The 20,893-nt window shown below is 56.6% G+C and carries 21 protein-coding genes and 1 tRNA gene; 11 read left to right on the top strand and 11 right to left on the bottom strand.

The genetic code is table 11. The annotated features are described in order from the left end of the window. Nucleotides 1-94 precede the first annotated feature (94 nt). Nucleotides 95-1,189, top strand: a complete 1,095-nt coding sequence (gene nspC, locus AB1495_RS03180) for a carboxynorspermidine decarboxylase (RefSeq protein ID WP_074634760.1) — start codon at nt 95-97, stop codon at nt 1,187-1,189. Nucleotides 1,190-1,219: 30 nt separating this feature from the next. Further along, entirely contained in the window at nt 1,220-2,467 is a 1,248-nt protein-coding gene (locus tag AB1495_RS03185) for a saccharopine dehydrogenase family protein (protein WP_074634761.1), read from the top strand. Nucleotides 2,468-2,675: 208 nt separating this feature from the next. Here AB1495_RS03185 and AB1495_RS03190 read toward each other — a convergent pair. The 4 genes from AB1495_RS03190 to AB1495_RS03205 all read right to left on the bottom strand — a co-directional run bounded on the left by AB1495_RS03190 (nt 2,676) and on the right by AB1495_RS03205 (nt 6,376). Next, a tRNA-Arg gene (locus AB1495_RS03190) sits at nt 2,676-2,752 on the bottom strand. Nucleotides 2,753-2,829: 77 nt separating this feature from the next. Then, the gene (locus AB1495_RS03195; RefSeq protein ID WP_074634762.1) at nt 2,830-4,215 is read right to left on the bottom strand and encodes a HAMP domain-containing sensor histidine kinase; all 1,386 of its coding nucleotides are present in this window, start codon (nt 4,213-4,215) and stop codon (nt 2,830-2,832) included. An 11-nt stretch (nt 4,216-4,226) separates the two neighbouring features. After that, nucleotides 4,227-5,645 (bottom strand): NAD(P)/FAD-dependent oxidoreductase, encoded by a 1,419-nt coding sequence (locus AB1495_RS03200; RefSeq protein ID WP_074634763.1) that lies wholly within the window; start codon nt 5,643-5,645, stop codon nt 4,227-4,229. After that, complete coding sequence (locus AB1495_RS03205; protein WP_074634764.1) at nt 5,642-6,376, bottom strand: TVP38/TMEM64 family protein; 735 nt, start codon at nt 6,374-6,376, stop codon at nt 5,642-5,644. Before AB1495_RS03205 ends, AB1495_RS03200 begins: the two co-directional genes overlap by 4 nt. A gap of 298 nt (nt 6,377-6,674) precedes the next feature. Here AB1495_RS03205 and rpmH point away from each other — a divergent pair, with 298 nt between their 5' ends. The 9 genes from rpmH to AB1495_RS03250 all read left to right on the top strand — a co-directional run bounded on the left by rpmH (nt 6,675) and on the right by AB1495_RS03250 (nt 14,080). Next, complete coding sequence (rpmH, locus tag AB1495_RS03210; protein ID WP_005849748.1) at nt 6,675-6,809, top strand: 50S ribosomal protein L34; 135 nt, start codon at nt 6,675-6,677, stop codon at nt 6,807-6,809. A 46-nt stretch (nt 6,810-6,855) separates the two neighbouring features. Then, nucleotides 6,856-7,266, top strand: coding sequence for a ribonuclease P protein component (gene rnpA / locus AB1495_RS03215; RefSeq protein ID WP_005849750.1), 411 nt, complete (start codon nt 6,856-6,858; stop codon nt 7,264-7,266). Beyond that, nucleotides 7,263-7,484, top strand: coding sequence for a membrane protein insertion efficiency factor YidD (yidD, locus tag AB1495_RS03220; RefSeq protein ID WP_074634766.1), 222 nt, complete (start codon nt 7,263-7,265; stop codon nt 7,482-7,484). Before rnpA ends, yidD begins: the two co-directional genes overlap by 4 nt. A 95-nt stretch (nt 7,485-7,579) precedes the next feature. Then, entirely contained in the window at nt 7,580-8,407 is an 828-nt protein-coding gene (gene ttcA, locus AB1495_RS03225) for a tRNA 2-thiocytidine(32) synthetase TtcA (RefSeq protein WP_074634767.1), read from the top strand. Nucleotides 8,408-8,797: 390 nt separating this feature from the next. Next, nucleotides 8,798-9,568, top strand: a complete 771-nt coding sequence (locus AB1495_RS03230) for an EAL domain-containing protein (RefSeq protein WP_074634768.1) — start codon at nt 8,798-8,800, stop codon at nt 9,566-9,568. A gap of 115 nt (nt 9,569-9,683) precedes the next feature. Continuing rightward, nucleotides 9,684-11,498 carry a membrane protein insertase YidC gene (gene yidC / locus AB1495_RS03235; RefSeq protein WP_074634769.1) on the top strand — a complete coding sequence of 605 codons (1,815 nt, stop codon included), beginning with the start codon at nt 9,684-9,686 and terminating at the stop codon, nt 11,496-11,498. A 447-nt stretch (nt 11,499-11,945) separates the two neighbouring features. Next, nucleotides 11,946-12,596, top strand: a complete 651-nt coding sequence (gene yihA, locus AB1495_RS03240) for a ribosome biogenesis GTP-binding protein YihA/YsxC (RefSeq protein WP_074634771.1) — start codon at nt 11,946-11,948, stop codon at nt 12,594-12,596. Between the two features lie 30 nt (nt 12,597-12,626). Then, complete coding sequence (gene argB / locus AB1495_RS03245; protein WP_174226614.1) at nt 12,627-13,490, top strand: acetylglutamate kinase; 864 nt, start codon at nt 12,627-12,629, stop codon at nt 13,488-13,490. Between the two features lie 92 nt (nt 13,491-13,582). Next, nucleotides 13,583-14,080, top strand: a complete 498-nt coding sequence (locus AB1495_RS03250) for a histidine phosphatase family protein (protein ID WP_064215818.1) — start codon at nt 13,583-13,585, stop codon at nt 14,078-14,080. A gap of 31 nt (nt 14,081-14,111) precedes the next feature. Here the strand turns inward: AB1495_RS03250 and AB1495_RS03255 are convergent, their stop codons facing one another. The 7 genes from AB1495_RS03255 to crcB all read right to left on the bottom strand — a co-directional run bounded on the left by AB1495_RS03255 (nt 14,112) and on the right by crcB (nt 20,872). Next, the gene (locus tag AB1495_RS03255; RefSeq protein WP_005849767.1) at nt 14,112-14,882 is read right to left on the bottom strand and encodes an amino acid ABC transporter ATP-binding protein; all 771 of its coding nucleotides are present in this window, start codon (nt 14,880-14,882) and stop codon (nt 14,112-14,114) included. A 15-nt stretch (nt 14,883-14,897) separates the two neighbouring features. Then, nucleotides 14,898-16,193: an amino acid ABC transporter permease gene (locus AB1495_RS03260; protein WP_009825287.1), complete on the bottom strand. Its 1,296-nt coding sequence runs from the start codon at nt 16,191-16,193 to the stop codon at nt 14,898-14,900. 1 nt (nt 16,194) lies between these two features. Further along, the gene (locus AB1495_RS03265; protein ID WP_037944857.1) at nt 16,195-17,409 is read right to left on the bottom strand and encodes an amino acid ABC transporter permease; all 1,215 of its coding nucleotides are present in this window, start codon (nt 17,407-17,409) and stop codon (nt 16,195-16,197) included. A 124-nt stretch (nt 17,410-17,533) separates the two neighbouring features. Beyond that, nucleotides 17,534-18,550, bottom strand: coding sequence for an amino acid ABC transporter substrate-binding protein (locus AB1495_RS03270; RefSeq protein ID WP_037944858.1), 1,017 nt, complete (start codon nt 18,548-18,550; stop codon nt 17,534-17,536). A gap of 185 nt (nt 18,551-18,735) precedes the next feature. Beyond that, nucleotides 18,736-19,449 carry an ATP12 family chaperone protein gene (locus AB1495_RS03275; RefSeq protein ID WP_074634772.1) on the bottom strand — a complete coding sequence of 238 codons (714 nt, stop codon included), beginning with the start codon at nt 19,447-19,449 and terminating at the stop codon, nt 18,736-18,738. After that, nucleotides 19,446-20,495: an RluA family pseudouridine synthase gene (locus tag AB1495_RS03280; protein WP_005849777.1), complete on the bottom strand. Its 1,050-nt coding sequence runs from the start codon at nt 20,493-20,495 to the stop codon at nt 19,446-19,448. Before AB1495_RS03280 ends, AB1495_RS03275 begins: the two co-directional genes overlap by 4 nt. Continuing rightward, nucleotides 20,492-20,872, bottom strand: coding sequence for a fluoride efflux transporter CrcB (gene crcB, locus AB1495_RS03285; RefSeq protein ID WP_074634773.1), 381 nt, complete (start codon nt 20,870-20,872; stop codon nt 20,492-20,494). Before crcB ends, AB1495_RS03280 begins: the two co-directional genes overlap by 4 nt. Between the last annotated feature and the right edge of the window lie 21 nt (nt 20,873-20,893).

The raw sequence follows: 20,893 nt of genomic DNA on the forward strand, positions 1-20,893 counted from the left end.
CATCCATTCGTGACACATCAGAGTTTGCGTTGAACGGCAACATCCCCTAATCGGAACGCGCACCGCGTCTGCGTCGTTTTGTAAAGGATCTGCCATGAAGACCCCGTATTATCTGATCGACAAATCCCGCCTGCAGGCCAACATGGAAAAGATCGCCTGGCTGCGCGAGGCATCCGGCGCGAAATCCTTGCTGGCGCTGAAATGCTTTGCCACATGGTCGGTCTTTGACTTCATGGCGCAGTATATGGATGGGTCCACGTCCTCCTCGCTCTATGAGGTCAAACTGGGGTACGAGAAATTCGGCGGCGAAACCCACGCTTATTCAGTGGCCTACGACGATGACGAGATCGCCGAGGTGCTGGCCAATAGCGACAAGATCATCTTCAACTCCATCGGGCAGCTGGACCGTTTCGATGTGGCATCGGCAGGGCATACGCGCGGGCTGCGGGTGAACCCCGGTGTGTCGACATCGGAATTCGATCTGGCCGACCCCGCCCGCCCCTTCAGCCGTTTGGGGGAACATGATCCGGCGCAGATCGCCGCCGTGGCCGACCGCATCACCGGGCTGATGTTCCACAACAACTGCGAGAATGACGATTTTGACCGTTTCGCTGACATGCTGACGCTGATCGAGGACCGTTTTGGCGACACGATCCACCGGATGGACTGGATCAGCCTTGGTGGCGGCATCCATTTTACCGGCGAAGGCTACCCCCTGGACCGTCTGGCCGCGCGGTTGAAAACCCTGTCGGATACCTATGGCGTGCAGGTCTACCTCGAACCGGGCGAAGCCGCGATTACCGGTGCTGCCACGCTAGAGACGACCGTGCTCGACACGCTGCACAACGGCAAGAACCTTGCCATCGTCGACAGCTCGATCGAGGCGCATATGCTTGACCTGCTGATCTACCGCGAGCCCGCCAAAGTGGCTCCGAACACCGGCGACCACGACTGGATGATCTGCGGCAAATCCTGCCTTGCGGGCGACATCTTTGGCGAGTTCAAGTTCGACGCCCCGCTTAAACCGGGTGACCGCATTTCGTTTCAGGACGCTGCGGGCTATACTATGGTCAAGAAGAACTGGTTCAACGGCGTCAAGATGCCCGGCATCGCCATTCGTGAACTTGATGGAACGATCACATCGGTCCGGTCATTCGACTACGAGGATTTCAAATCCGCCCTCTCCTAACCCTTCCCTTACAAGAGGTGTACTGAATACATGAAACGTAACGTTCTTATCATCGGCGCCGGTGGCGTGGCTCAGGTCGTGGCGCATAAATGCGCGCAAAATAATGACGTGTTGGGCGATCTGCATATCGCTAGCCGCACCGTGTCAAAATGCGAAGCGATCATTGAAAGCGTGCATGCCAAAGGCGCGATGAAACAGGACGGCGTATTCAAGGCCCATGCGGTCGACGGGATGGACAGCGACGCGGTAGAGGCGCTGATCAACGACCTCGGCGTGCAGATCGTGATTAATGTCGGTTCGCCCTTCGTGAACATGACCGTGCTCGAAGCCTGCATCCGCACCGGTGTCGCCTATATCGACACGGCCATTCACGAAGACCCGACCAAAATCTGCGAAACACCCCCGTGGTACGGCAACTACGAATGGAAACGCCGCGAGGATTGCGCCAAGGCCAACACCACCGCCATTCTAGGGGCAGGCTTCGATCCCGGTATGGTGAACGCCTTCGCCCGTTTCGCCGTGGACGAATTCATGGACGACGTGAAGTCCATCGACATCGTCGACATCAACGCAGGCAATCACGGCAAGTATTTCTCGACCAACTTCGACCCCGAGATCAACTTCCGCGAATTCACCGGCACGGTCTACAGCTGGCAGGAAGGCGCGTGGCAAGAGAACAAGATGTTCGAGGTCGGCCGCGAATGGGATCTGCCCGTCGTTGGCAAGCAAAAGGCCTATATGTCCGGCCATGACGAGGTGCATTCGCTCGCCGCGAACTATCCGGAGGCCGACGTGCGCTTCTGGATGGGCTTTGGTGATCACTACATCAATGTCTTCACCGTGCTGCAGAACCTTGGCCTGCTGTCTGAACAGCCCGTTGTGACCGCAGAGGGGCTCGAGGTCGTGCCGCTGAAGGTGGTCAAAGCCGTACTACCCGACCCATCGACCCTTGCGCCGAACTATACTGGCAAGACCTGCATTGGCGATCTGGTCAAAGGCACCAAGGACGGCAAGGATGTAGAAGTGTTTGTCTACAACGTCGCCGACCACAAGGACGCCTATAACGAGGTCGGCAGCCAGGGCATTTCCTATACCGCTGGCGTGCCCCCCGTGGCGATGGCGATGCTGATTGCCGATGGCATATATGACACCGGCACGATGGTGAACGTCGAAGAGCTGGACCCAAAGCCGCTGTTCGCCCTGCTTGACACCATCGGTCTGCCGACCCGTGTCAAACTGGCGGATCAGGACACCGGCTGGGACGAGGCCATCGCCTAAGCCTGCCGCCTGAGGCACCCACACCAACAACCCGCGCGCCCTTGCACCCGCGCGGGTTACCTTGCCCCGAGGGGCCGTACCTCCATAAAATCAAACGATTAAACACAAACAGCCCAGCGCGCGATCATGCGTGCAGGGTGATCAATTTTATTATGAAATAATGTGGACGGTTGTGCCGCCAAGTTCAAAATCTAACGATGTTTGAAAGTGGCGGACCGAGGAGGATTCGAACCCCCGACCCCCTGATTCGTAGTCAGGTACTCTATCCAGCTGAGCTATCGGTCCGTTAAGGCGGGGTTTAGTTCTGGGCGCGGGGGTTTGCAACCCCTTCTTTTGCCTAACGTGAATTTTCTTCAAACAAATTAGAAAGACCCGCCGCCCTTGGGCAATGTCACAATGAAAACCGTACCCGACGCGCTTGTCTCTGACAGTTTGAGCGTCCCACCGTGACCGCGCACCAGCTCTGCCGCGATCGCAAGGCCCAGACCGGAGCCCCCCTTGCGCGCACCGCCCTTGAACGCAGTAAACAGATGCTCCCGCGCCTTGGGGGGAAGGCCGGGGCCGTTGTCGCTGACGCGGATCACCCAGTCGCGGGCCTGTTCACTGGCAGCAACGATGATTTCGCCGGATTTACCCGTGGCGATGATCGCCTGTCGGGCGTTGCGCACAAGATTCGCCAAGACCCTGAACAAATGCTCCGGATCGGCGCGCACGTGCAAATCTTGCGGCACGTCGCAGGTGAACGTCAGATCCGCCCCGTTGATCGCCAGCCGCTCGCTATCAACGACGTCATCGACGATGCGCAACAGTGGCGTGACCGTCAGCGTCGGACTTGGCTCTTCTGCGCGGCCAAAGGCCAGCGTGGATTCGCACAGGTGCACGGCGCGGGTGATTGAGCTGACCAGCTTGGGGGCCATGCGTTTGACCGTCGGATCCTCGGACATTTCGATCCGGTCGGTAAACAGTTGTGCCGATGTCAGTATGTTACGCAGATCGTGGCTGATCTTGCTCACCGCCTGCCCCAGCTGCGCCAGACGCTCTTTCTGGCGCAGGGCTTGGGTCAGTTCGGTTTCAAGCTTCATCAATGCTTCCTCGGCCTCGCGCACCTCTGTCACACCAGCAGAAGGTGAAATGATTCGTCGCGCATCCTCGGGGGCAAGAGCGTAGTTCTGCATATGCCCGACCACACCCTTGATCGGTTTCAGCAAAAACGCCCGCATGGTCAGAAACAGCAAAAACGCCGTGATCATCGAGATGGCGGCAGAAAGCACCAGAATGCGAATACCATAGTCGATCATGGCGGTCCGTAAGGAGCCCGCCTCCATCGTGATTTCGATCAGCAAGCCCGCATCCTGTACCGGGGCACCGATCACGCGGATCACCCCCGGCTCTGTTTCGGCCAGCTGATGAAACGCATCGCGAATCAACACCCATGCGGAGGCATCGCGCAGATCGTATGTCTCTTTGATCGTCTGCGACATCGGGGAGGACAGTGCCAATTGCCGTATACGGTCGCGCCGCAGCACCACATTAAACACCTGCGCGGTGCGCAACAGCTCTGCCTCAAGCTCGGGGTCGATCATATCGCTTGCGAGCAGGGTCAGCGACGCAATCTGCGCCCTCTCTAGCCGGTTCATCATGTATTCTTCGCGAAACCGTGCGATAGAGGGCACAAAGATCAACACTTCTGCCAGCATCACAAAGATGGTGGTCAGAATAAGAAGCCTGCCAGAGAGGGATTTGAGCATAGGCGCGCGCTTTATGGGATGAACCGCTGCACCAGTCGAACGACAGTCTTGACCAAATCGCTTTCGAACAGACGCGGGCTGAAATACGCCCCCGCCGCACGTTTGTTGATTTCGCCGATGGTAGGGTAAGGTGCAACCATAGACGCAATCTGGCTCATTTTCATGTTATTTGCCAGCGCCAAAGCCCACAGGTTGATCAACTCTCCTGCTTGGTAACCGACGATGCTTGCGCCCACGGGGCGCCCCTTGACCACCATAACCTTGATCAAACCTTTGGTTTTACGCTCCGCGATGGCGCGATCATTGTGGTTATAGTGAAAGCGCACGACCTCCAGCTTGTCACCGTGTTTCTCTTTGGCTTGCGCCTCGGTCAGGCCGACTTGCGACAGTTCTGGGTCGGTGTAGGTGGCCCAAGGGATATGCGCCGTCTTCGCCTTGGCAGGCAGCGCGAACATCAGCGACCGGATCACGACGCCGCCGTGATAGCCCGCAACATGGGTAAATTGCATCCCGCCTGCAACGTCGCCGATGGCATAGACCTTGCGGTTGGTGGTGCGCAGGGAATCGTCAACCTTGATCCCGTTCTTGATCGGTTCGATCCCCGCCTTTTCCAGGTCCAGACGATCCGTGTTTGCCTTGCGGCCGACGGCCACCAGAAGATGCGAGCCTTTGAACACGCGCCCGTCTTTTGCTTCCACCTCTATCGCGCCGACATCCCCACGGATTTCAGCGGCTTGCGCAGCTTCTGCAATCTCGATGCCTTCGTCCTTGAGCGTTTGCAAAACAATGGCGGCAAGTTCGGGGTCGTCCTTTGAAAGCGCTTTATCTCCCTCGATCACGGTAACCTTGCACCCCATGCGTATGTGGGCCTGCGCCATTTCCATCCCGATCGGCCCGCCACCGATGATCAGCAGATGCTCGGGCTTTTCGCGCAGATTGAACAAGGTCTCGTTCGTCTCGTACGGCGTTGTATCCAGACCTGTAATCGGGGGCACCAGCGGCGATGATCCCGTCGCGATGACGATGCGCCGCGCCTTGATCACCGAATCTCCGGCCTGCACTTCGTCTTCGGAGATGAAGCGCCCGTACTCCCGGATCACGTTGACCCCGAAGCCTTCGAAGCGTTCCTGACTATCGACCGGCGCGATCTGCGCAATCACGTCCGCCACATGATCTTTTGCAGCGGCGTAATCCACCTCGCCCGCCGCATTGGCCACGCCATATTCCGCGCTGTGCCGCTGCCCATAGGCCGCCTTGCCCGTAGCAATCAGCGCCTTCGACGGCACGCAGCCAAAGTTCAGGCAGTCGCCGCCCATCTTGTGCCCTTCAAGCAGCACAACATCCGCCCCCATTTGTGACGCCCCCGCCGCGACGGACAACCCGCCGGAGCCTGCGCCAATGATCAACAGGTCAGTTTTGATGCGGTTCATTTCAAAAGTTCCTTTTTGCCGGTGACAGCTTTCAACACGACGGGCAGCACCGACAAAGCGCAAAGCCCCAGAATGGGAAGCAGGATGTGAGGTTCGAATATAATGCCGAAGTCTGGCGTTTCACCCCGTGCAAAAACGGAACCCAGCCCAGCACCGATTGAGGTGAACACAAGCGACCCGGGAATGATCCCTAGAAAGGTAGAGATCACAAAGCGATAAAGAGGCACACCCAGAAAGGCAGGAATAAGGTTCGCCACAAAGAAGGGCACCACGGGCACCAATCGTATGAAGAAAAGCATCGACCACTGGTTTTCGTCAATGCCCGCTTTGACCTTCCGCACAAGCCCTTCCGACGCGTCCATGCGCGCCTTCAATGTCTCTCCGAGACCCATACGCGCGGCAAGAAAGATCACGACCGCCCCCAGTGTCGCGCCGGTGACATTTGCCAGAACGCCGAACACTGTCCCGAATAGAAAACCGCCAGTGATTGTTGCCACGCTCGCCCCTGGAAGGGAAAACCCCACAATCATGATATAAATGCCCAGAAAAACGAGGATCGTCAGCGCGTAGTGATGGTCACGAAAAGCGATCAGCGCCTCGCGGTTGTCGCGCAGCGTCTCGAAGGTAAGGTAATCGCGCAGGGCGAAATAGCCGATCACCGCGACCGCCAAGATGGCCACAAAGGGCAAGTAGCGAAACCATGAAGGCTTTTCAGAGGCTTGTGCGGACATACTGTCGAGTCACTTTCAAAAGGGTATAAGTTGCTCCTTATTAGATGGGTCAAATATCGCCAGCCAGATAGGGTGCTCACGTGTGGTTGATGTGAAGGCGGCTTTTATGACGATGTCACGGCAATTCCCAAGAAAACTGTAACATTGCGCAGATAAGCTGGCTTAATTTGTTGCAAAGGCCGAAATAACGGCACCAAGGGTTTGACTTGCCCGTGCTGCAGCTTTAGGAGCAGGGCTTGAAATGACAGTGACGCGCCGAATCTGGTCGCGTGCTAAAGTATAAAGTGGAGTCGGAGCGATGAAACGCACCTATCAACCTTCAAACCTTGTGCGCAAACGGCGCCACGGTTTCCGCGCACGCATGGCAACCAAAGCGGGTCGCAAGATCATCAACGCGCGCCGTGCACAAGGCCGGAAGGAACTGAGCGCGTAATACGCGACCTCGGTTTCAAAAAGATATGACACCGTCGGAGGCACCTATGGATGGCAGCATCGCCACACCAGAGGAAACGCTTCCGGCGGTTTCTTTACGTGTGCAAACGCTCAAAAACCGTCCCGACTTTCAACGGGCATCCCGTGCCCCTCGGGTCGCCATGCCCGGTTTCATCCTGCAGATGCGTAAACGCGCAGCGGGCGAAGCCGATGGCATACGGGTTGGGTTCACCTGCTCTAAAAAAGTGGGCAACGCCGTCGCGCGCAATCGGGCCAAACGACGTCTACGCGAAGTCGCACGCCTGACGCTCCCTCACGAGGGACGCGACGGTATGGATTATGTCCTCGTAGGTCGCAGCGATGCCACGGCATCCCTCCCTTTTGACAAATTGCAGTCGGATTTCACCAAAGCCTTGGGGATCCTGCACGGCAAGCAACGCTCTGGTTCAAAAAAGTGACCCCTTTGGCGCGCGTTTTGGCACTGCCTGTGAAAGGGTATCGCCTCGTCTTCAGCCCCTGGGTTGGCCACAACTGCCGATACCACCCGACATGCAGCGCATATGCGCTGGAAGCACTTGCTAAACATGGCGGCATCCAGGGCGGCTGGCTCACCCTGCGGCGCATCGCTCGCTGCCACCCTTGGGGCGATAGCGGCATCGACAACGTACCTGACTAGCCCTTCCGTTTCTCTCCTTTCTTTACATCACCAATCGCCGCCATACACATGCACTGGCGCTTGATCGGCAAACTCAGTTGCACTAAGCCAAGCCCATGCTTGATCATCCCGAAGATATTCACCCGCTCTTCAACGGTGCCCCCCAAAGCACCGAGTTTCGCAAACTGCGCAAACGTCTTGTGCGACAAACGCGCGAGGCGATTGAGCAATACGGGATGATCGAACCCGGCGGCAAATGGCTGGTTTGCATGTCCGGGGGCAAAGATAGCTACACCCTGCTGGCCATCTTGCACGAGCTCCAATGGCGCGGTCTTCTGCCCGTCGAACTGGTCGCCTGCAACCTCGATCAAGGTCAGCCCAATTTCCCCGCCACGGTCTTGCCCGCGTTTCTTGAAAAGATGGGTGTCAAACACCGCATCGAATACCAAGATACCTATTCCATCGTCATGGATAAAATACCCGCGGGCCGCACATTCTGTGCGTTGTGCAGTAGGCTTCGTCGGGGGCACCTCTATCGCATCGCACGCGAAGAAGGATGTACCGCTGTTGTCCTAGGCCACCACCGTGACGATATCCTAGAGACGTTTTTCATGAACCTGTTTCATGGCGGGCGCTTGGCAACCATGCCGCCAAAACTCGTGAACGAAGAAGGCGATCTGTTCCTATACCGCCCCCTCGCCCATGTTGCGGAGGTCGATTGCGAAAAATTCTCTACTGCCATGAATTATCCAATCATTCCGTGTGATTTGTGCGGCTCGCAAGACGGTCTGCAACGCCAGCAGGTAAAATCGATTCTAGACGGCTGGGAGGCGAATAGCCCCGGACGCCGTCAGGTGATGTTCCGCGCGCTGATGAACGCACGCCCTTCGCATCTGTTGGACCCGAACCTGTTTGATTTTGCAGGCCTCAGTCGAGACAAGTAAACCCTCGAAAAGCTGAGGGTTTAATTCAAATCCTTTAGATCAAAGGCAGAACATTAATCTTTTGGTCAGAGGCAAGGGCTATCGGTATGGCGGTAACACTGTCAGCCGAGGCTTCATTTGCAACATGATCTTCAATCTAATCGTTCCCAGCGTAGCGCAACCCGTCGCCATTTACCCGCTGGCCTCGTGCTTTTGCTGGGGTTTGCGTTGTCCGTGCTTTGGTTCGGCTGGCAGGGGTTGATTATCATCGGCTTTGTCGCTCCCCCTCTGCTGTATTTGGCTTCAGATAGCTGGCGCAGTACACCATCAGGACCATCGCACCCGCGCCCGCTGGATAGGACGGCCACTGCCCGACCAAGCGGCGGCACCGATCCTACACCTCGGGAACCGATGCAGCACGCTCGAACTCTATTTCAGCCTCAGATATCCACTCATTCCGGCATGATCACCGGATTCTCTGCAGTTCCGGCCTGCAACACCAGTATGAACACCGATATGGCCGCGCCGCTCAGCGCCTCGGAAATTGCAGAGGATGAAACTCCTTTCAGTCACTTCAGCAATCTGACTCACGCGCTGCACAGGGCCAAAACCCTGCAACGAACGTCTCACTTTCCTCTTATCATCACATGCAGCCTTTCTACCGAGCAAGTGGATGACGTGCAGCTGGCGGCAAAACTGGAATGGGAACTTGATCGTCTTGACGTCAAACCCGCTACTTTGCGACTAGCCCTGCCGCAACACCTTTGCCAGCATACGCCTTCTCACCCACTCATTTCTACATGCCGTGACCTTCGCACGCTAGGATGCGGTATCGCGCTTTACGGTTTTGGCAGCGGTCCGCACTGCGTTGAGATTATTCAAAAATGCGGCGTTGACCTCGCGATTATCGACCCGTCTCTCACCAATGACGTTGATAAACACCCCAACCGTCGCCGCATCCTGTCAGCGGTAGTTGCGATGGCTCATGATTTGGGCGTCGAAACCCTGGCCTGTGATATACGAACCGCCGGAGAGCATAGCTTATTGTCTCAACTGGGCTGCGACCATGTTCAAGGCGACGGCATCGCGCCGCCCATGCAGATACACGAAGCGACCACTTGGATGCATACACATAGCCAAAAACTGACACGTCTGCCCAGTGTGGTAGGTGGCATTCGTTGATGTATGGCTTCGGCAGATCAGTGTGCACCAAAGGGGAAAAGGCGAATCTACTTGACCTTTGGTGCCTTACTCTGTTGAACCCACGCTGATATTACAGGCATCAGGTGACGGTCACATGGACGATCAAAACAAGAATCTCATTTTCGCGACGGTTCTAAGTTTCATAGTCATCCTAGGATGGTTCGTGTTGTTCCCGCCTCCGGAAACCGAAACCATCACTGACCCGGCTGCCACACAGCAAGTGACGGACGCAACCTCGACAGAGGCTGTTGTCCCTTCAAGTGCAGGCGCGGCGGACAATGTGACCGACGCGTCGGACGACGCAACGGCAGCTCTCGAAGAAGCACCGCGTATTCCCGTTGAAACGGCTCGCATTTCCGGCTCAATCTCACTGCTAGGGGGGCGGGTCGATGACCTTCATTTGAAGGATTACAACACAACTATCGAAGAAGATGCTCCTATCGTAAGCTTGCTATCACCTGCAGGCACACCCGACGCCTACTATGCGCTTTACGGCTGGGCTCCAGGCGCGGGGATTGCCCCTGAACAGGTTCCAGGACCAAACACCCTTTGGACACTTAGCCAAGGTGAAACGCTGTCAGTCGAAACCCCGGTCACGCTCACTTGGGACAACAACGCCGGTCAGCTTTTCTCACGCACCATCTCAATCGACGAAAACTATATGTTCAAGATCGAACAGAAGGTTGAGAACACTTCCGAAAACTCAGTTTCGCTTGCACCTTACGGCCTAATTGCACGCCACGGTATTCCAAGCGACGCGCAGAATTTTTTCATTCTGCACGAGGGCCTTGTCGCCATGAACAATGGTGAACTGCTTGAGACCGCTTGGGATGACATTCCCGAGTTGGACGCCGTGAACGGCGTGCCATCCAAACGTATTGACGGTGTAACCAACGGCTGGATCGGCTTCACCGGGCACTATTTCATGACCAACCTTATCCCGGATCCGGCACAGCCAACGCGCTTGTCAGTCAAGTACCTGCCACGCACTGAGATTTTTCAAACCGAATCCGTGATGCCGACGCAAACTGTCGCAAGCGGGCAGACAGCAACGGTCACCACACAGTTGTTCGCCGGTGCCAAAGAGTGGGAAATTCTGCGCGACTATGAGGCGCAAGGCGTGTATAAGTTTATCGACTCCATCGATTGGGGCTGGTTCTTTTTCCTGACCAAACCGATCTTTTGGGTACTTCACCATCTAAACCTGCTGATCGGCAACATGGGTGTCGCGATCATCGGCCTGACGTTACTGATCAAAGCTCTGCTCTTCCCACTTGCGTATAAATCCTACGTTTCGATGGCGAAGATGAAAGAGCTTCAGCCACAGATGGAGAAGCTGAAAAAGGATGCAGGCGACGACCGTCAAAAGCTTCAACAGGGCATGATGGAGCTATATAAACGCGAGAAAGTGAACCCAGCCGCCGGCTGTCTGCCGATTTTGATGCAGATCCCGATTTTCTTTTCCCTCTACAAAGTGATCTTCGTCACGTTGGAACTGCGCCACGCGCCCTTCTTCGGCCCGTTTCAGGATTTGAGCGCCCCAGACCCGACATCCATCTTCAACTTCTATGGTCTGCTGCCATGGGCTGCGCCCGAAGCAGGGACCGTTCTGGCCCTGGTCTTTATCGGGATCCTACCGCTGCTGCTGGGTATTTCGATGTTCCTGCAGCAAAAACTGAACCCGGCCCCTACGGATCCCACGCAGCAGATGATCTTTGCATGGATGCCATGGGTCTTCATGTTCATGCTTGGCGGTTTCGCATCCGGCCTCGTTGTCTACTGGATCGCAAACAACACGATTACCTTTACGCAGCAGTACCTGATCATGCGCAGCCAGGGCTATAAGCCTGATATCCTAGGAAATATTAAAGGCAGCATGAAATTCGGACGGAAGGGTGATCCGAAATAATGACAACGGTGACCCAGCTCTATCGCCACCCGCTCAAAAGCCATGGTCGCGAAGAGCTGGATCATATAGCGCCCTCCACGGGGCAGTCGATGCCCTGGAACCAGACCTGGGCGGTGGCGCATGGCACGGTGCCTCTAGATGAGACCGAATGGTCGCATTGTGCAAATTTGAGCACCGGGTCAAAAGCACCATTGGTTTGATACCGCAACACCATGAAGCGAGCTTGATTAGGTCGGGAACGACGTGTCAGCTGGCGAAACTGTCCTAAGCGTACGGGAATCCATCAAGCGGTGCCAAGCTACCACCGCGAATCCACTCAACGGCGAGCGCGACATCGGCATGTTGCGCGTATTGAGCACTTGGGGTCACCAAGATTTCCGCGTATACGCTGAGGTCATTCACACGGGGTCCGTCGGAATTAGCGACCAGGTAAAGGTACTTTAACTCATGCAAGTCCAATTTAGCATCGCCGAAGAGCCTGATGCCTATGCAACCGAAAAGGGCCGCATGCTATTTGCAGGCGAAACGCTGTTTGTGAAAGGCGTTGTCGCGATGGACGGCCTGCCACCCGCCAACCGGATGGAGGTGTGTTTTGCAGGGCGATCAAACGTTGGTAAATCGACTTTGATCAATGCCTTGACGGGCACAAAAGCGCTGGCAAGAGCGTCCAACACGCCGGGGCGCACTCAAGAGATCAACTATTTTACCGCGGCCGACGATCACTACCTCGTCGATTTGCCCGGGTATGGCTATGCTAACGCCCCTCTACCCGTCGTCGAAAAATGGCAACGGTTGCTGAAACAGTACCTTTCAGGCCGGCAAACGCTCCGCCGTGCGTTTGTGCTGATCGACGCGCGGCATGGTGTGAAGAAAGTCGATGACGAAATCATGTCCTTGTTGGACAGCTCAGCCGTGACTTTTCAATGTGTCCTCACGAAAGCCGACAAGGTTAAAGAAGTAGAGCGTCAGAAGGTTCTGGATCAGGTCCGCGGTGCGCTTGCCAAGCACCCAGCCGCCTACCCCGAAATCGTGGTTACGTCTTCTGAAAAGGGCTGGGGCATCCCTACGCTCCGTGCCATTATCGCGACGTTGGAGTGACGAGCACTTCGGCGTTTACCGAGGCAGAGAATGAGAAAACAAGACATGAATCGCGACTGGATCGCCACCGCACGCACCCTGAGCCAAGCGCTCCCCTACTTGCAGCGTTACGCTGACGCGACCGTTGTTATAAAGCTGGGCGGTCACGCCATGGGCAGCGACGATGCGATGGAAGAGTTCGCGCGCGACGTAGCACTTATGCGCCAGGTCGGCGTGAACCCCGTCATCATTCACGGCGGCGGCCCGATGATCAATGACATGCTCGGCCGGCTGAACATCAAGTCCGAATTCGTAAACGGCAAACGGGTGACCGACGCTGCCACGATGGAAATCGTTGAAATGGTTCTGTCGGGCCTTGTGAACGCCCGCATTGTGCAAGCGATCACGGCACAGGGTGGGCGTTGCGTCGGTGTGTCTGGCAAGGATAGCGGCCTTATTATCTGTGACCAAGAGGACCCAGAGCTGGGGTTGGTTGGCGCACCGACCGAAGTAAACCCCCGTTTGCTACGCGATCTAGCCGACAAAGGAATTATCCCGGTGATTGCGCCCCTTGGCATGGGCCGCAACGGCGAAACATTTAACATCAACGGGGATACTGCGGCGGGCGCGATTGCAGCTGCGCTGAAGGCAGACCGCTTGCTGCTGCTTACCGACGTTGCGGGCGTGAAGAATGCCGAAGGCGACGTGCTGACGGAGCTAACAGCGAGCCAGATACGCGAGATGGTGGCAGACGGAACGATTGCCGGTGGTATGATACCCAAAACACAAACTGCGCTTGATGCGATCGACGGTGGCGTGCGCGCAGCGGTGATTTTGGACGGGAGAGCCCCTAATGCCTGCTTGTTGGAGCTTTTCACCGAACATGGTGCAGGGAGCATCATCCGCGGCCAGTAACAACGACTATATAAATTACTGCATAATGCCCCCCCCTGTTTCCGGCTGTTTGAGCTTCTTGTTTATGCGGCCGATACATTAAGGAAACGTTGATGAGACGCCTTATTCTGATGCGCCATGCAAAAGCAGGTTGGCCGGCGGGGATCGCGACGGACTTTGACCGGCCTTTGGATGACAAAGGTCGGCAAGACGCACATGCAATCGGGCGATGGCTCGACGCAGAAGACTACAGACCTGATCTTGTGCTATGCTCTGCATCTCGGCGAACGTCGGAAACGCTCGAACTTTTGGAAATTCCCTCCGCTGTTAAACGAATCTTCACAGACCGCCTTTATCTAGCAGATACAGAACGACTGATGGCGGCCATACAGGGCGCTGAAGGGTCCACAGTATTACTTCTGGCGCACAACCCCGGCGTGGCGGAGATGGCGCACCTCCTGCCCCGTGTGGGTGCCATAGCTCATCTTGCAGCCGGAACCCCACCGGGTGCGACAATGGTGATGTCATTCGAAGTGGACGACTGGAGGGGCGTGCACTGGCACAGCGGCGACGTACAGGCGTACATGACGCCACGGATGCTTGCCCAATAGAAAAGGGCGGGGAAATCCCCGCCCTTGAAACTTAGTGGCCCAAAATTTGGCTGAGGAAGAGCTTGGTCCTCGGGCTTTGGGGGTTGTTAAAGAACTCTTCAGGTTCGTTCTGTTCGACGATCTGGCCTTCATCCATAAAGATGACGCGGTTGGCCACCTGACGGGCAAAGCCCATCTCGTGCGTTACGCAGAGCATCGTCATGCCTTCCTCAGCCAGTTCGACCATCGTGTCCAGGACCTCTTTGATCATCTCCGGATCCAGGGCTGAGGTTGGTTCGTCAAACAACATGATACGCGGACGCATACACAGGCTGCGCGCGATCGCCACGCGTTGCTGCTGACCACCAGAAAGCTGACCTGGGTACTTGTCCGCCTGATCCGGGATCTTAACCTTCTCAAGGAAATGCATCGCGATTTCTTCGGCTTCCTTCTTAGGTGTTTTTCGCACCCAGATCGGAGCAAGCGTGCAGTTTTCGAGGATCGTCAAGTGTGGGAAAAGGTTGAAGTGCTGGAAACACATCCCGACTTCGGAGCGGATCTTGTCGATGTTCTTAACGTCCGAGGACAGCACCGTACCGTCGACTTCGATCCGGCCTTTCTGATGCTCTTCCAAGGCATTGATACAGCGGATCAGAGTTGACTTCCCCGAGCCCGACGGTCCGGCAATAACGATACGTTCACCACGGTACACGGTCAGATCAATATCCCGCAACACGTGAAACGTACCGTACCACTTGTTCATGTTCTCGATGCTGATCGCGACCTCGTTCGAGACTTTCAGCGCTTGTGCTTGTTCAGCCATAATTACAGCCTTTCCTTAATGGTGGTCGGTCTGGAGTTGACGTTCCAGCCATTGTGAATATTGCGAGATGCCGTAGCAGACGACGAAGAAGAGCAAGGCGGCAAAGCCCCAAAGTTCCCAGTAGACGCCGTTCCAGTCAGTCGACGCTAGGATCGGCCCGCGGATCATCCCAACCAGGTCGAACATCGAAATAATCGACACCAGCGTAGTATCCTTGAACAGCCCGACGGCCACGTTAACGATCCCTGGGATCGAGATTTTCAAGGCTTGGGGCAAAATAATCAGGCGCATGGCCTGCGCATAATCAAGGCCCAAGCTGTCTGCGGCCTCGTATTGACCACGTGGCAAGGCTGCCAACCCACCCCGGATCACCTCGGCGATATAGGCAGACGCGAACATGGTGATCATGATGATAACACGCAGGATCAGGTCGAAGTTTGTGCCCGGCGGCAGGAAGTAAGCCAGGACCACGTTGGCAACAAAAAGCAACGTAATCAGAGGTACCCCTCGGATAAACTCAATAAAAACAACGCAGATCAGTTTGATGATCGGCAAGCTCGACTGACGACCCAGCGCAAGCAGAATGCCCATCGGCAAGGACAAAGACACGCAGATCACGCCCAAGATCATGTTGAGCATAAAGCCCCCCATGTTTCGCGAGGCGACCGGTTCCAGCGCGAGTACGCCGGATAGGCTTGGCGTAATGAAGCCAAGGACAAACCACGTCACGACGCCTGCGATGAGACCCGCGAAAAGGCCGCCTGCAAAGCTTGTCTTAACGATTCTGCTGTAGACCACATAGCCGACCACTACGGCCAGCAACGCCGACAATGGCACCAAAAGGGAACCGCCCCAGATCAGCCAAAAGGCGATGAAAGGATAGATGACGGTAAAAAGGATGAGCCCACGTGGCAGATTGCTAAACAGCACCGGTGACACAGCGACGAACAGGAGCACGAATGCCAATGTCGGGCGCCAATAGCCGTCCTGTGGATAGGCGATACCAAACAACAGTTGGTTCCAGCGTTCTGTCAGCACCGAGAAACAGCCAGCTTGGACACCGTCCAATACTTCGCGACACTCGCGAATGTTGGATGTCGTCCAAACGCCGCCCAGCAACCAAGGAAGGAAGCCGGAAAGAATCAGATAGATAACGTAAAGCGCTGCGAGCGTGAGAATGGTATAAGGGATCGACGAAAACAGGCTTTCGCGGACCCATTTTACAGGCCCCTGCGCGGTTGGCGGGGGCGCGTGCTGTGGCAACATGGTGTCCCGCACATAAGGGACGGAGGCGGCGTGTGTATCTGACATCTTACCGCTCCTTCAAGCTGACAGAGTTGTTGTAAACGTTCATGATCGCAGAGATCGACAGCGAGATCGTGAGATAGAACAGCATCAGCAAAAGCACGCATTCGATTGCGCGGCCGGTCTGGTTCAATGTGATCCCCCCCAGTGTCGCAGTGATATCGGCATACCCTACGGCAATCGCGAGCGACGAGTTCTTCGTGATGTTGAGGTATTGCGAAATCAGCGGCGGAATGATCACACGCAACGCCTGCGGCAGAACCACAAGGTTCATGACCCGCTTCGGGCGCAAGCCCAATGACGATGCAGCTTCGGTCTGCCCTTTTGAGATCGCCTGAATACCTGCACGCACGTTTTCGGCGATGAAGGCACCGGTGTATACGGACAAAGCCAACCACAATGCGATCAGCGGCGCGCCGATCTGCAGACCACCACGGAAGTTAAAGCCCTTAAGCTCGGGGTAATCCAATGCGATGGGGCTGCCCATGATGAAGAACATCACAATCGTCGGCACCAGCAAGATCGCGACAGTGGGCCATCCCATAGGCAGCAGCTTGCCCGTACGGAACAGAAGGCTAACCGCATACCGGCGATAGATAATCGCGGCGATGATCGACAGCACAAAGGTCGCAACCACGATCATAGACCCCGGGCCCCAAACCGGTGCGGGAATGTAGATGCCGCGGTTGGTGAAGGCGAAGGCGTCGAAAAGCATGCTCGACGTGGCGTTGTCACCGCGGAACTTGTTGGGCGCGGGCAATACGGCCGTCATCAAGGTGTAGATCATCAGGATCCAGATCAGCACCGGAATATTCCGGAAAATCTCGACGTAGACCGACATCAGTTTGGACACGAGCCAGTTCTTGGACAGGCGCGCCACACCGGCGATCACACCAAGAATTGTCGCAGTGACACAGGCTAGAAACGCAACAAGAAGCGTGTTGATGATACCGACCATTGCGGCACGCAGGTTCGATGACTGGCTGTTATAATCGATTAAGGATTGGTTGATATCGTAGCCGGCTGGCACGTTCAAAAACCCGTAGGAGATGTTCAATCCGGCCTCTGCCAGATTTCGTACCAGGTTAATGCCCAGAAACGACATCAATGCGATAAGCAGTATCAGCGCGATAAACTGGAAAGTGTAGGATCTATAGCGGGTGTCGTTAAGCAACATCGACAGCCGGAACGAGCCCTGTTGAGGGTCGGACATTGTCGTCATCAGATTTTCCCTGTGTGCCGGACCTGTTTTTCACGCACCATTCGGTGTCGCGGGCCGGGTTTTATTTTTGCGTCGTATAGGCGCAAAGGGCGCGGAATTGCTCCGCGCCCCTCGACGGATGTGTTTAGCGGAAAGGAGGCGCGTACATCAGGCCGCCGTCTGTCCACTGAGCGTTCAGGCCACGGGCCAGACCGATTGGTGTTTCTTCGCCGATGTTCTTGGCAAAGATTTCGCCGTAGTTACCTTGCGACGCGATGGCTTTCTTCGCCCAATCAGCTTCCAGACCCAGCATTTCACCCAAAGTACCTTCGGTGCCAAGCAGACGGGCAACTTCTGGGTTTGTGGTGTTTGTTGTCATCTCTTCGACGTTTGCCGATGTGACACCCAGCTCTTCAGCTGCGATCAGAGCATAGAGAACCCAGCGCGTTACATCGCCCCAGTCGTTGTCGCCATGGCGAACAAGCGGGCCCAGAGGCTCTTTAGAGATGATTTCGGGCAGGATGATGTGCTCACCTGGGTTTTCAAAGGTCGCACGTGTCGCGGCCAGACCGGAGGCGTCGGTAGTATAGGTGTCGCACGCACCGGCCAGATACTGCTGTTGGCCTTCGGCGTTTGTTTCAACAGGCACGGGCTCGTAGCTGATGTTGTTGTTGCGGAAGAAGTCCGCGAGGTTCAGCTCGGTCGTGGTGCCGGTTTGGATGCAGACAGTCGCGCCATCCAGATCCTTGGCAGAGGAAACGCCAAGCTCTTTCGGAACCATGAAGCCCTGACCGTCATAGTAGTTCACGCCGATGAAGTCGAACTTGAGGTCGACATCGCGGCTGAAGGTCCATGTGGTGTTACGTGCAAGGAAATCGATCTCGCCCGATGCCAGCGCGGTGAAGCGTGTTTTGCCGGTTGTGGGGATGAATTCGACAGCTGCGGGGTCGCCCAGTACAGCAGCGGCAACGGCGCGGCATACCGCCACGTCAAAGCCTTCCCATTCACCATTGGCGTTAGGGGCCGCAAAGCCAGCCAGACCGGTGGTAACGCCGCAGTTCAGCTTGCCGCGCGCTTTGACATCGTCAAGCGTGGACGCAGCAGCTGCGCCAGCCGCAAGGCCGGCTACTGTTAGCGCACCAAAAAATACGGATTTGTTCATTTTAACCTCTTCCTGATTTTCCGCCACGTTTTAGGGCGGTTCACCCGGCACCTTTTCGGACCGGAGATGTTTTGGCGGGGTTATCCCCGTCAGTGGAAGGGAGTTTGGGCGAATTTACGCCGGAACGTCAAGTCAGTGTGCTTAAAAAATGCTCTCAATCCTATGTATTGGGGTCACCGTGAAACCTATTCGGGCACGCTCAGGTCAAACATCAACTTAGCGTGTAAGAAACTAGTCTTTTTCACTGCGGCCAAGGCGTCTGCCTCGTCATCATTGCCCCACTGTTCGGCCTGCCAAATCTCGTCCAGACGCGAAATTTCCCAAATCGATTCCGCTTCCTTTGCGTCAAGCGCCGCCGCAAAGCCCAAGATTAGTGAGCCAGACAGGCTCACAAGGTCGTGGAAGGCAGCGAGTTGAAAGTTGCTTAACGCATGGGTGCGCGCCGACAGGCGTGCGACATCCGCAGGTGACTGGGGTTCGTGCATGATCCCCACTCGGGTCTGCAAGCTCACGCCCAAGGTCTCGCGGGCCCACTCCAGCATGGGGTCCCATTGTTCGGCCTGCCGCGCGACCAGCTCAGCCGGGCTATCCGCGCGATAGCACAGCAGATCACAGTCGCCGTAGGCCGCCAACATATCCGCAACCTCGGCATGTTGCAGCGCAACCTTGTCGATCGCGGCATTGGCGGTTTTGGTGGCGGGCATGGTGTCGGGGTTGATCACCCCGTCCTGTGCCTCCCACTCGGCGGCAATTTTCTGCGCCATAGCGCGGGTTGGCACCACCAGCGCACGTTTGGCCGGGGTCTTGATCCCGCGCCCGTCAAGCTCGACAGTATAGCCCCCCTCCGCCTCGACAACGGCCGCCTCTTTCCAGAAACGTTTCGCTTTCCAATCGCTCACCCCCAATCCTCCTCGAACGGGTCAGCAGGCACGTCGGAGGGTGCCCACTGGAACGTGTCCCAGGTGCGCGCCATATGGTCCGGCAGCGGGGCCGTGAGGTTCAGCCGCGCCTTGGTGACAGGGTGCTCCAGCGTCAGGGATCGCGCATGCAAGTGCAGCTTCTTCGAGATATCGCCCCCCAGTTGCGCGCCCCATCCGTCGCCCATGTTTTCCTGACCTGAACCGCCATATTTACCATCTCCGACAATGGGATGCCCGATTTCAGCCATATGCGCACGCAGCTGGTGCGTCCGGCCCGTCACAGGGATCAGCGCCATCCAGCAGGTCCGCTTTCCGGCTTGTGCGAGGGTCGCATAATCGGTGGTCGCGCGTTTGGCACCTTCGGTTGTTTCCATGTCTTTCGGGTGGACGCAGTACATCTTTTCGCCCTCACCACGGGCGCCGTGACCGAAGGCTTTGACTAGGCCGAATTTGATCGTCCCGTTGCGCGGATGCGGGACGCCCGCGACCGCAGCCCAGTAGATCTTGCGGGTTTCACGATGGCGGAACGACGCTGTCAGCGCGGCGGCAATCGACCGTGTCCGCGCCATGATCAGCACGCCAGAGGTGTCTTTGTCCAACCGGTGCACAAGGCGCGGCTTTTCATCAAGCTCGAACATCAAAGCATCGGCAAGCGCGTCGACGTGGCGGTCCGATTGACCAGACCCGCCCTGCACCGGCAGCCCCGGCGGTTTGTTCAGCGCGATGATGTGATCGTCGCGATAGATCACACAGGACCGGATAAACTTGGTATCCGCCTCTGATATCCGCGTGCGCTTGGGCGGCGGCGGAGCCTTTTCATCAGGCAGCGGCGGGATACGCACGGTCTGCCCGACCTCAAGCCGAGTAGAGGCTTTGACCCGCCCCCCATCAACACGGATGTCACCTTTCCGGCACATCTTTTCGATCAGCCCTTGGCCAATCAACGGAAAGGTCCGTTTGAACCAACGGTCCAACCGTTGATCCCCGTCGCCTTCTTCTACGACCAGATGTTGAACCCGGCTCATGCAAATACCCCTCTGGCCACCAAAAGGCCCAGCATTAATCCTAGCACCGATAGCCCGACGGACAGTGCCACATATATCCCTGCCGCCCCGATCTGGCCGCGCTCCATCAACGTGACCGTCTCGAGCGAGAAGGACGAGAACGTTGTAAAGCCGCCAAGCACGCCGGTCATCACAAACGGGCTGATCTGCGTCAGCCCTTTTTGTGCGGCACACACCACAAAGAGGCCCATCAAGAACGACCCGATGATGTTGACCGTCAGGACCGCGATCGGAAAATCCGACAGCCCGACCAGCCGCGTCACGGCGACACCAAACAGATACCGCAAGGAGGCACCGATCGCGCCGCCCATAGCGACAAGGGACAGGGTTGAAATCATCTGCGGTCTCTCACGGTTCAC

Source organism: Sulfitobacter pontiacus (genome assembly GCF_040790665.1).
GTDB classification, from domain to species: Bacteria; Pseudomonadota; Alphaproteobacteria; order Rhodobacterales; family Rhodobacteraceae; genus Sulfitobacter; species Sulfitobacter pontiacus.

Coding starts and splice junctions, on each gene's coding strand:
- AB1495_RS03230 (WP_074634768.1), top strand. CDS start 8,798: ATGCAGCACGCTCGAACTCTATTTCAGCCTCAGATATCCACTCATTCC.
- yihA (WP_074634771.1), top strand. CDS start 11,946: ATGCAAGTCCAATTTAGCATCGCCGAAGAGCCTGATGCCTATGCAACC.
- AB1495_RS03185 (WP_074634761.1), top strand. CDS start 1,220: ATGAAACGTAACGTTCTTATCATCGGCGCCGGTGGCGTGGCTCAGGTC.
- AB1495_RS03255 (WP_005849767.1), bottom strand. CDS start 14,882: ATGGCTGAACAAGCACAAGCGCTGAAAGTCTCGAACGAGGTCGCGATC.
- crcB (WP_074634773.1), bottom strand. CDS start 20,872: ATGATTTCAACCCTGTCCCTTGTCGCTATGGGCGGCGCGATCGGTGCC.
- argB (WP_174226614.1), top strand. CDS start 12,627: ATGAGAAAACAAGACATGAATCGCGACTGGATCGCCACCGCACGCACC.
- nspC (WP_074634760.1), top strand. CDS start 95: ATGAAGACCCCGTATTATCTGATCGACAAATCCCGCCTGCAGGCCAAC.
- AB1495_RS03195 (WP_074634762.1), bottom strand. CDS start 4,215: ATGCTCAAATCCCTCTCTGGCAGGCTTCTTATTCTGACCACCATCTTT.
- rpmH (WP_005849748.1), top strand. CDS start 6,675: ATGAAACGCACCTATCAACCTTCAAACCTTGTGCGCAAACGGCGCCAC.
- AB1495_RS03200 (WP_074634763.1), bottom strand. CDS start 5,645: ATGAACCGCATCAAAACTGACCTGTTGATCATTGGCGCAGGCTCCGGC.
- yidC (WP_074634769.1), top strand. CDS start 9,684: ATGGACGATCAAAACAAGAATCTCATTTTCGCGACGGTTCTAAGTTTC.
- AB1495_RS03265 (WP_037944857.1), bottom strand. CDS start 17,409: ATGACGACAATGTCCGACCCTCAACAGGGCTCGTTCCGGCTGTCGATG.
- ttcA (WP_074634767.1), top strand. CDS start 7,580: ATGCTTGATCATCCCGAAGATATTCACCCGCTCTTCAACGGTGCCCCC.
- rnpA (WP_005849750.1), top strand. CDS start 6,856: ATGGATGGCAGCATCGCCACACCAGAGGAAACGCTTCCGGCGGTTTCT.
- AB1495_RS03270 (WP_037944858.1), bottom strand. CDS start 18,550: ATGAACAAATCCGTATTTTTTGGTGCGCTAACAGTAGCCGGCCTTGCG.
- AB1495_RS03205 (WP_074634764.1), bottom strand. CDS start 6,376: ATGTCCGCACAAGCCTCTGAAAAGCCTTCATGGTTTCGCTACTTGCCC.
- AB1495_RS03260 (WP_009825287.1), bottom strand. CDS start 16,193: ATGTCAGATACACACGCCGCCTCCGTCCCTTATGTGCGGGACACCATG.
- AB1495_RS03280 (WP_005849777.1), bottom strand. CDS start 20,495: ATGAGCCGGGTTCAACATCTGGTCGTAGAAGAAGGCGACGGGGATCAA.
- AB1495_RS03250 (WP_064215818.1), top strand. CDS start 13,583: ATGAGACGCCTTATTCTGATGCGCCATGCAAAAGCAGGTTGGCCGGCG.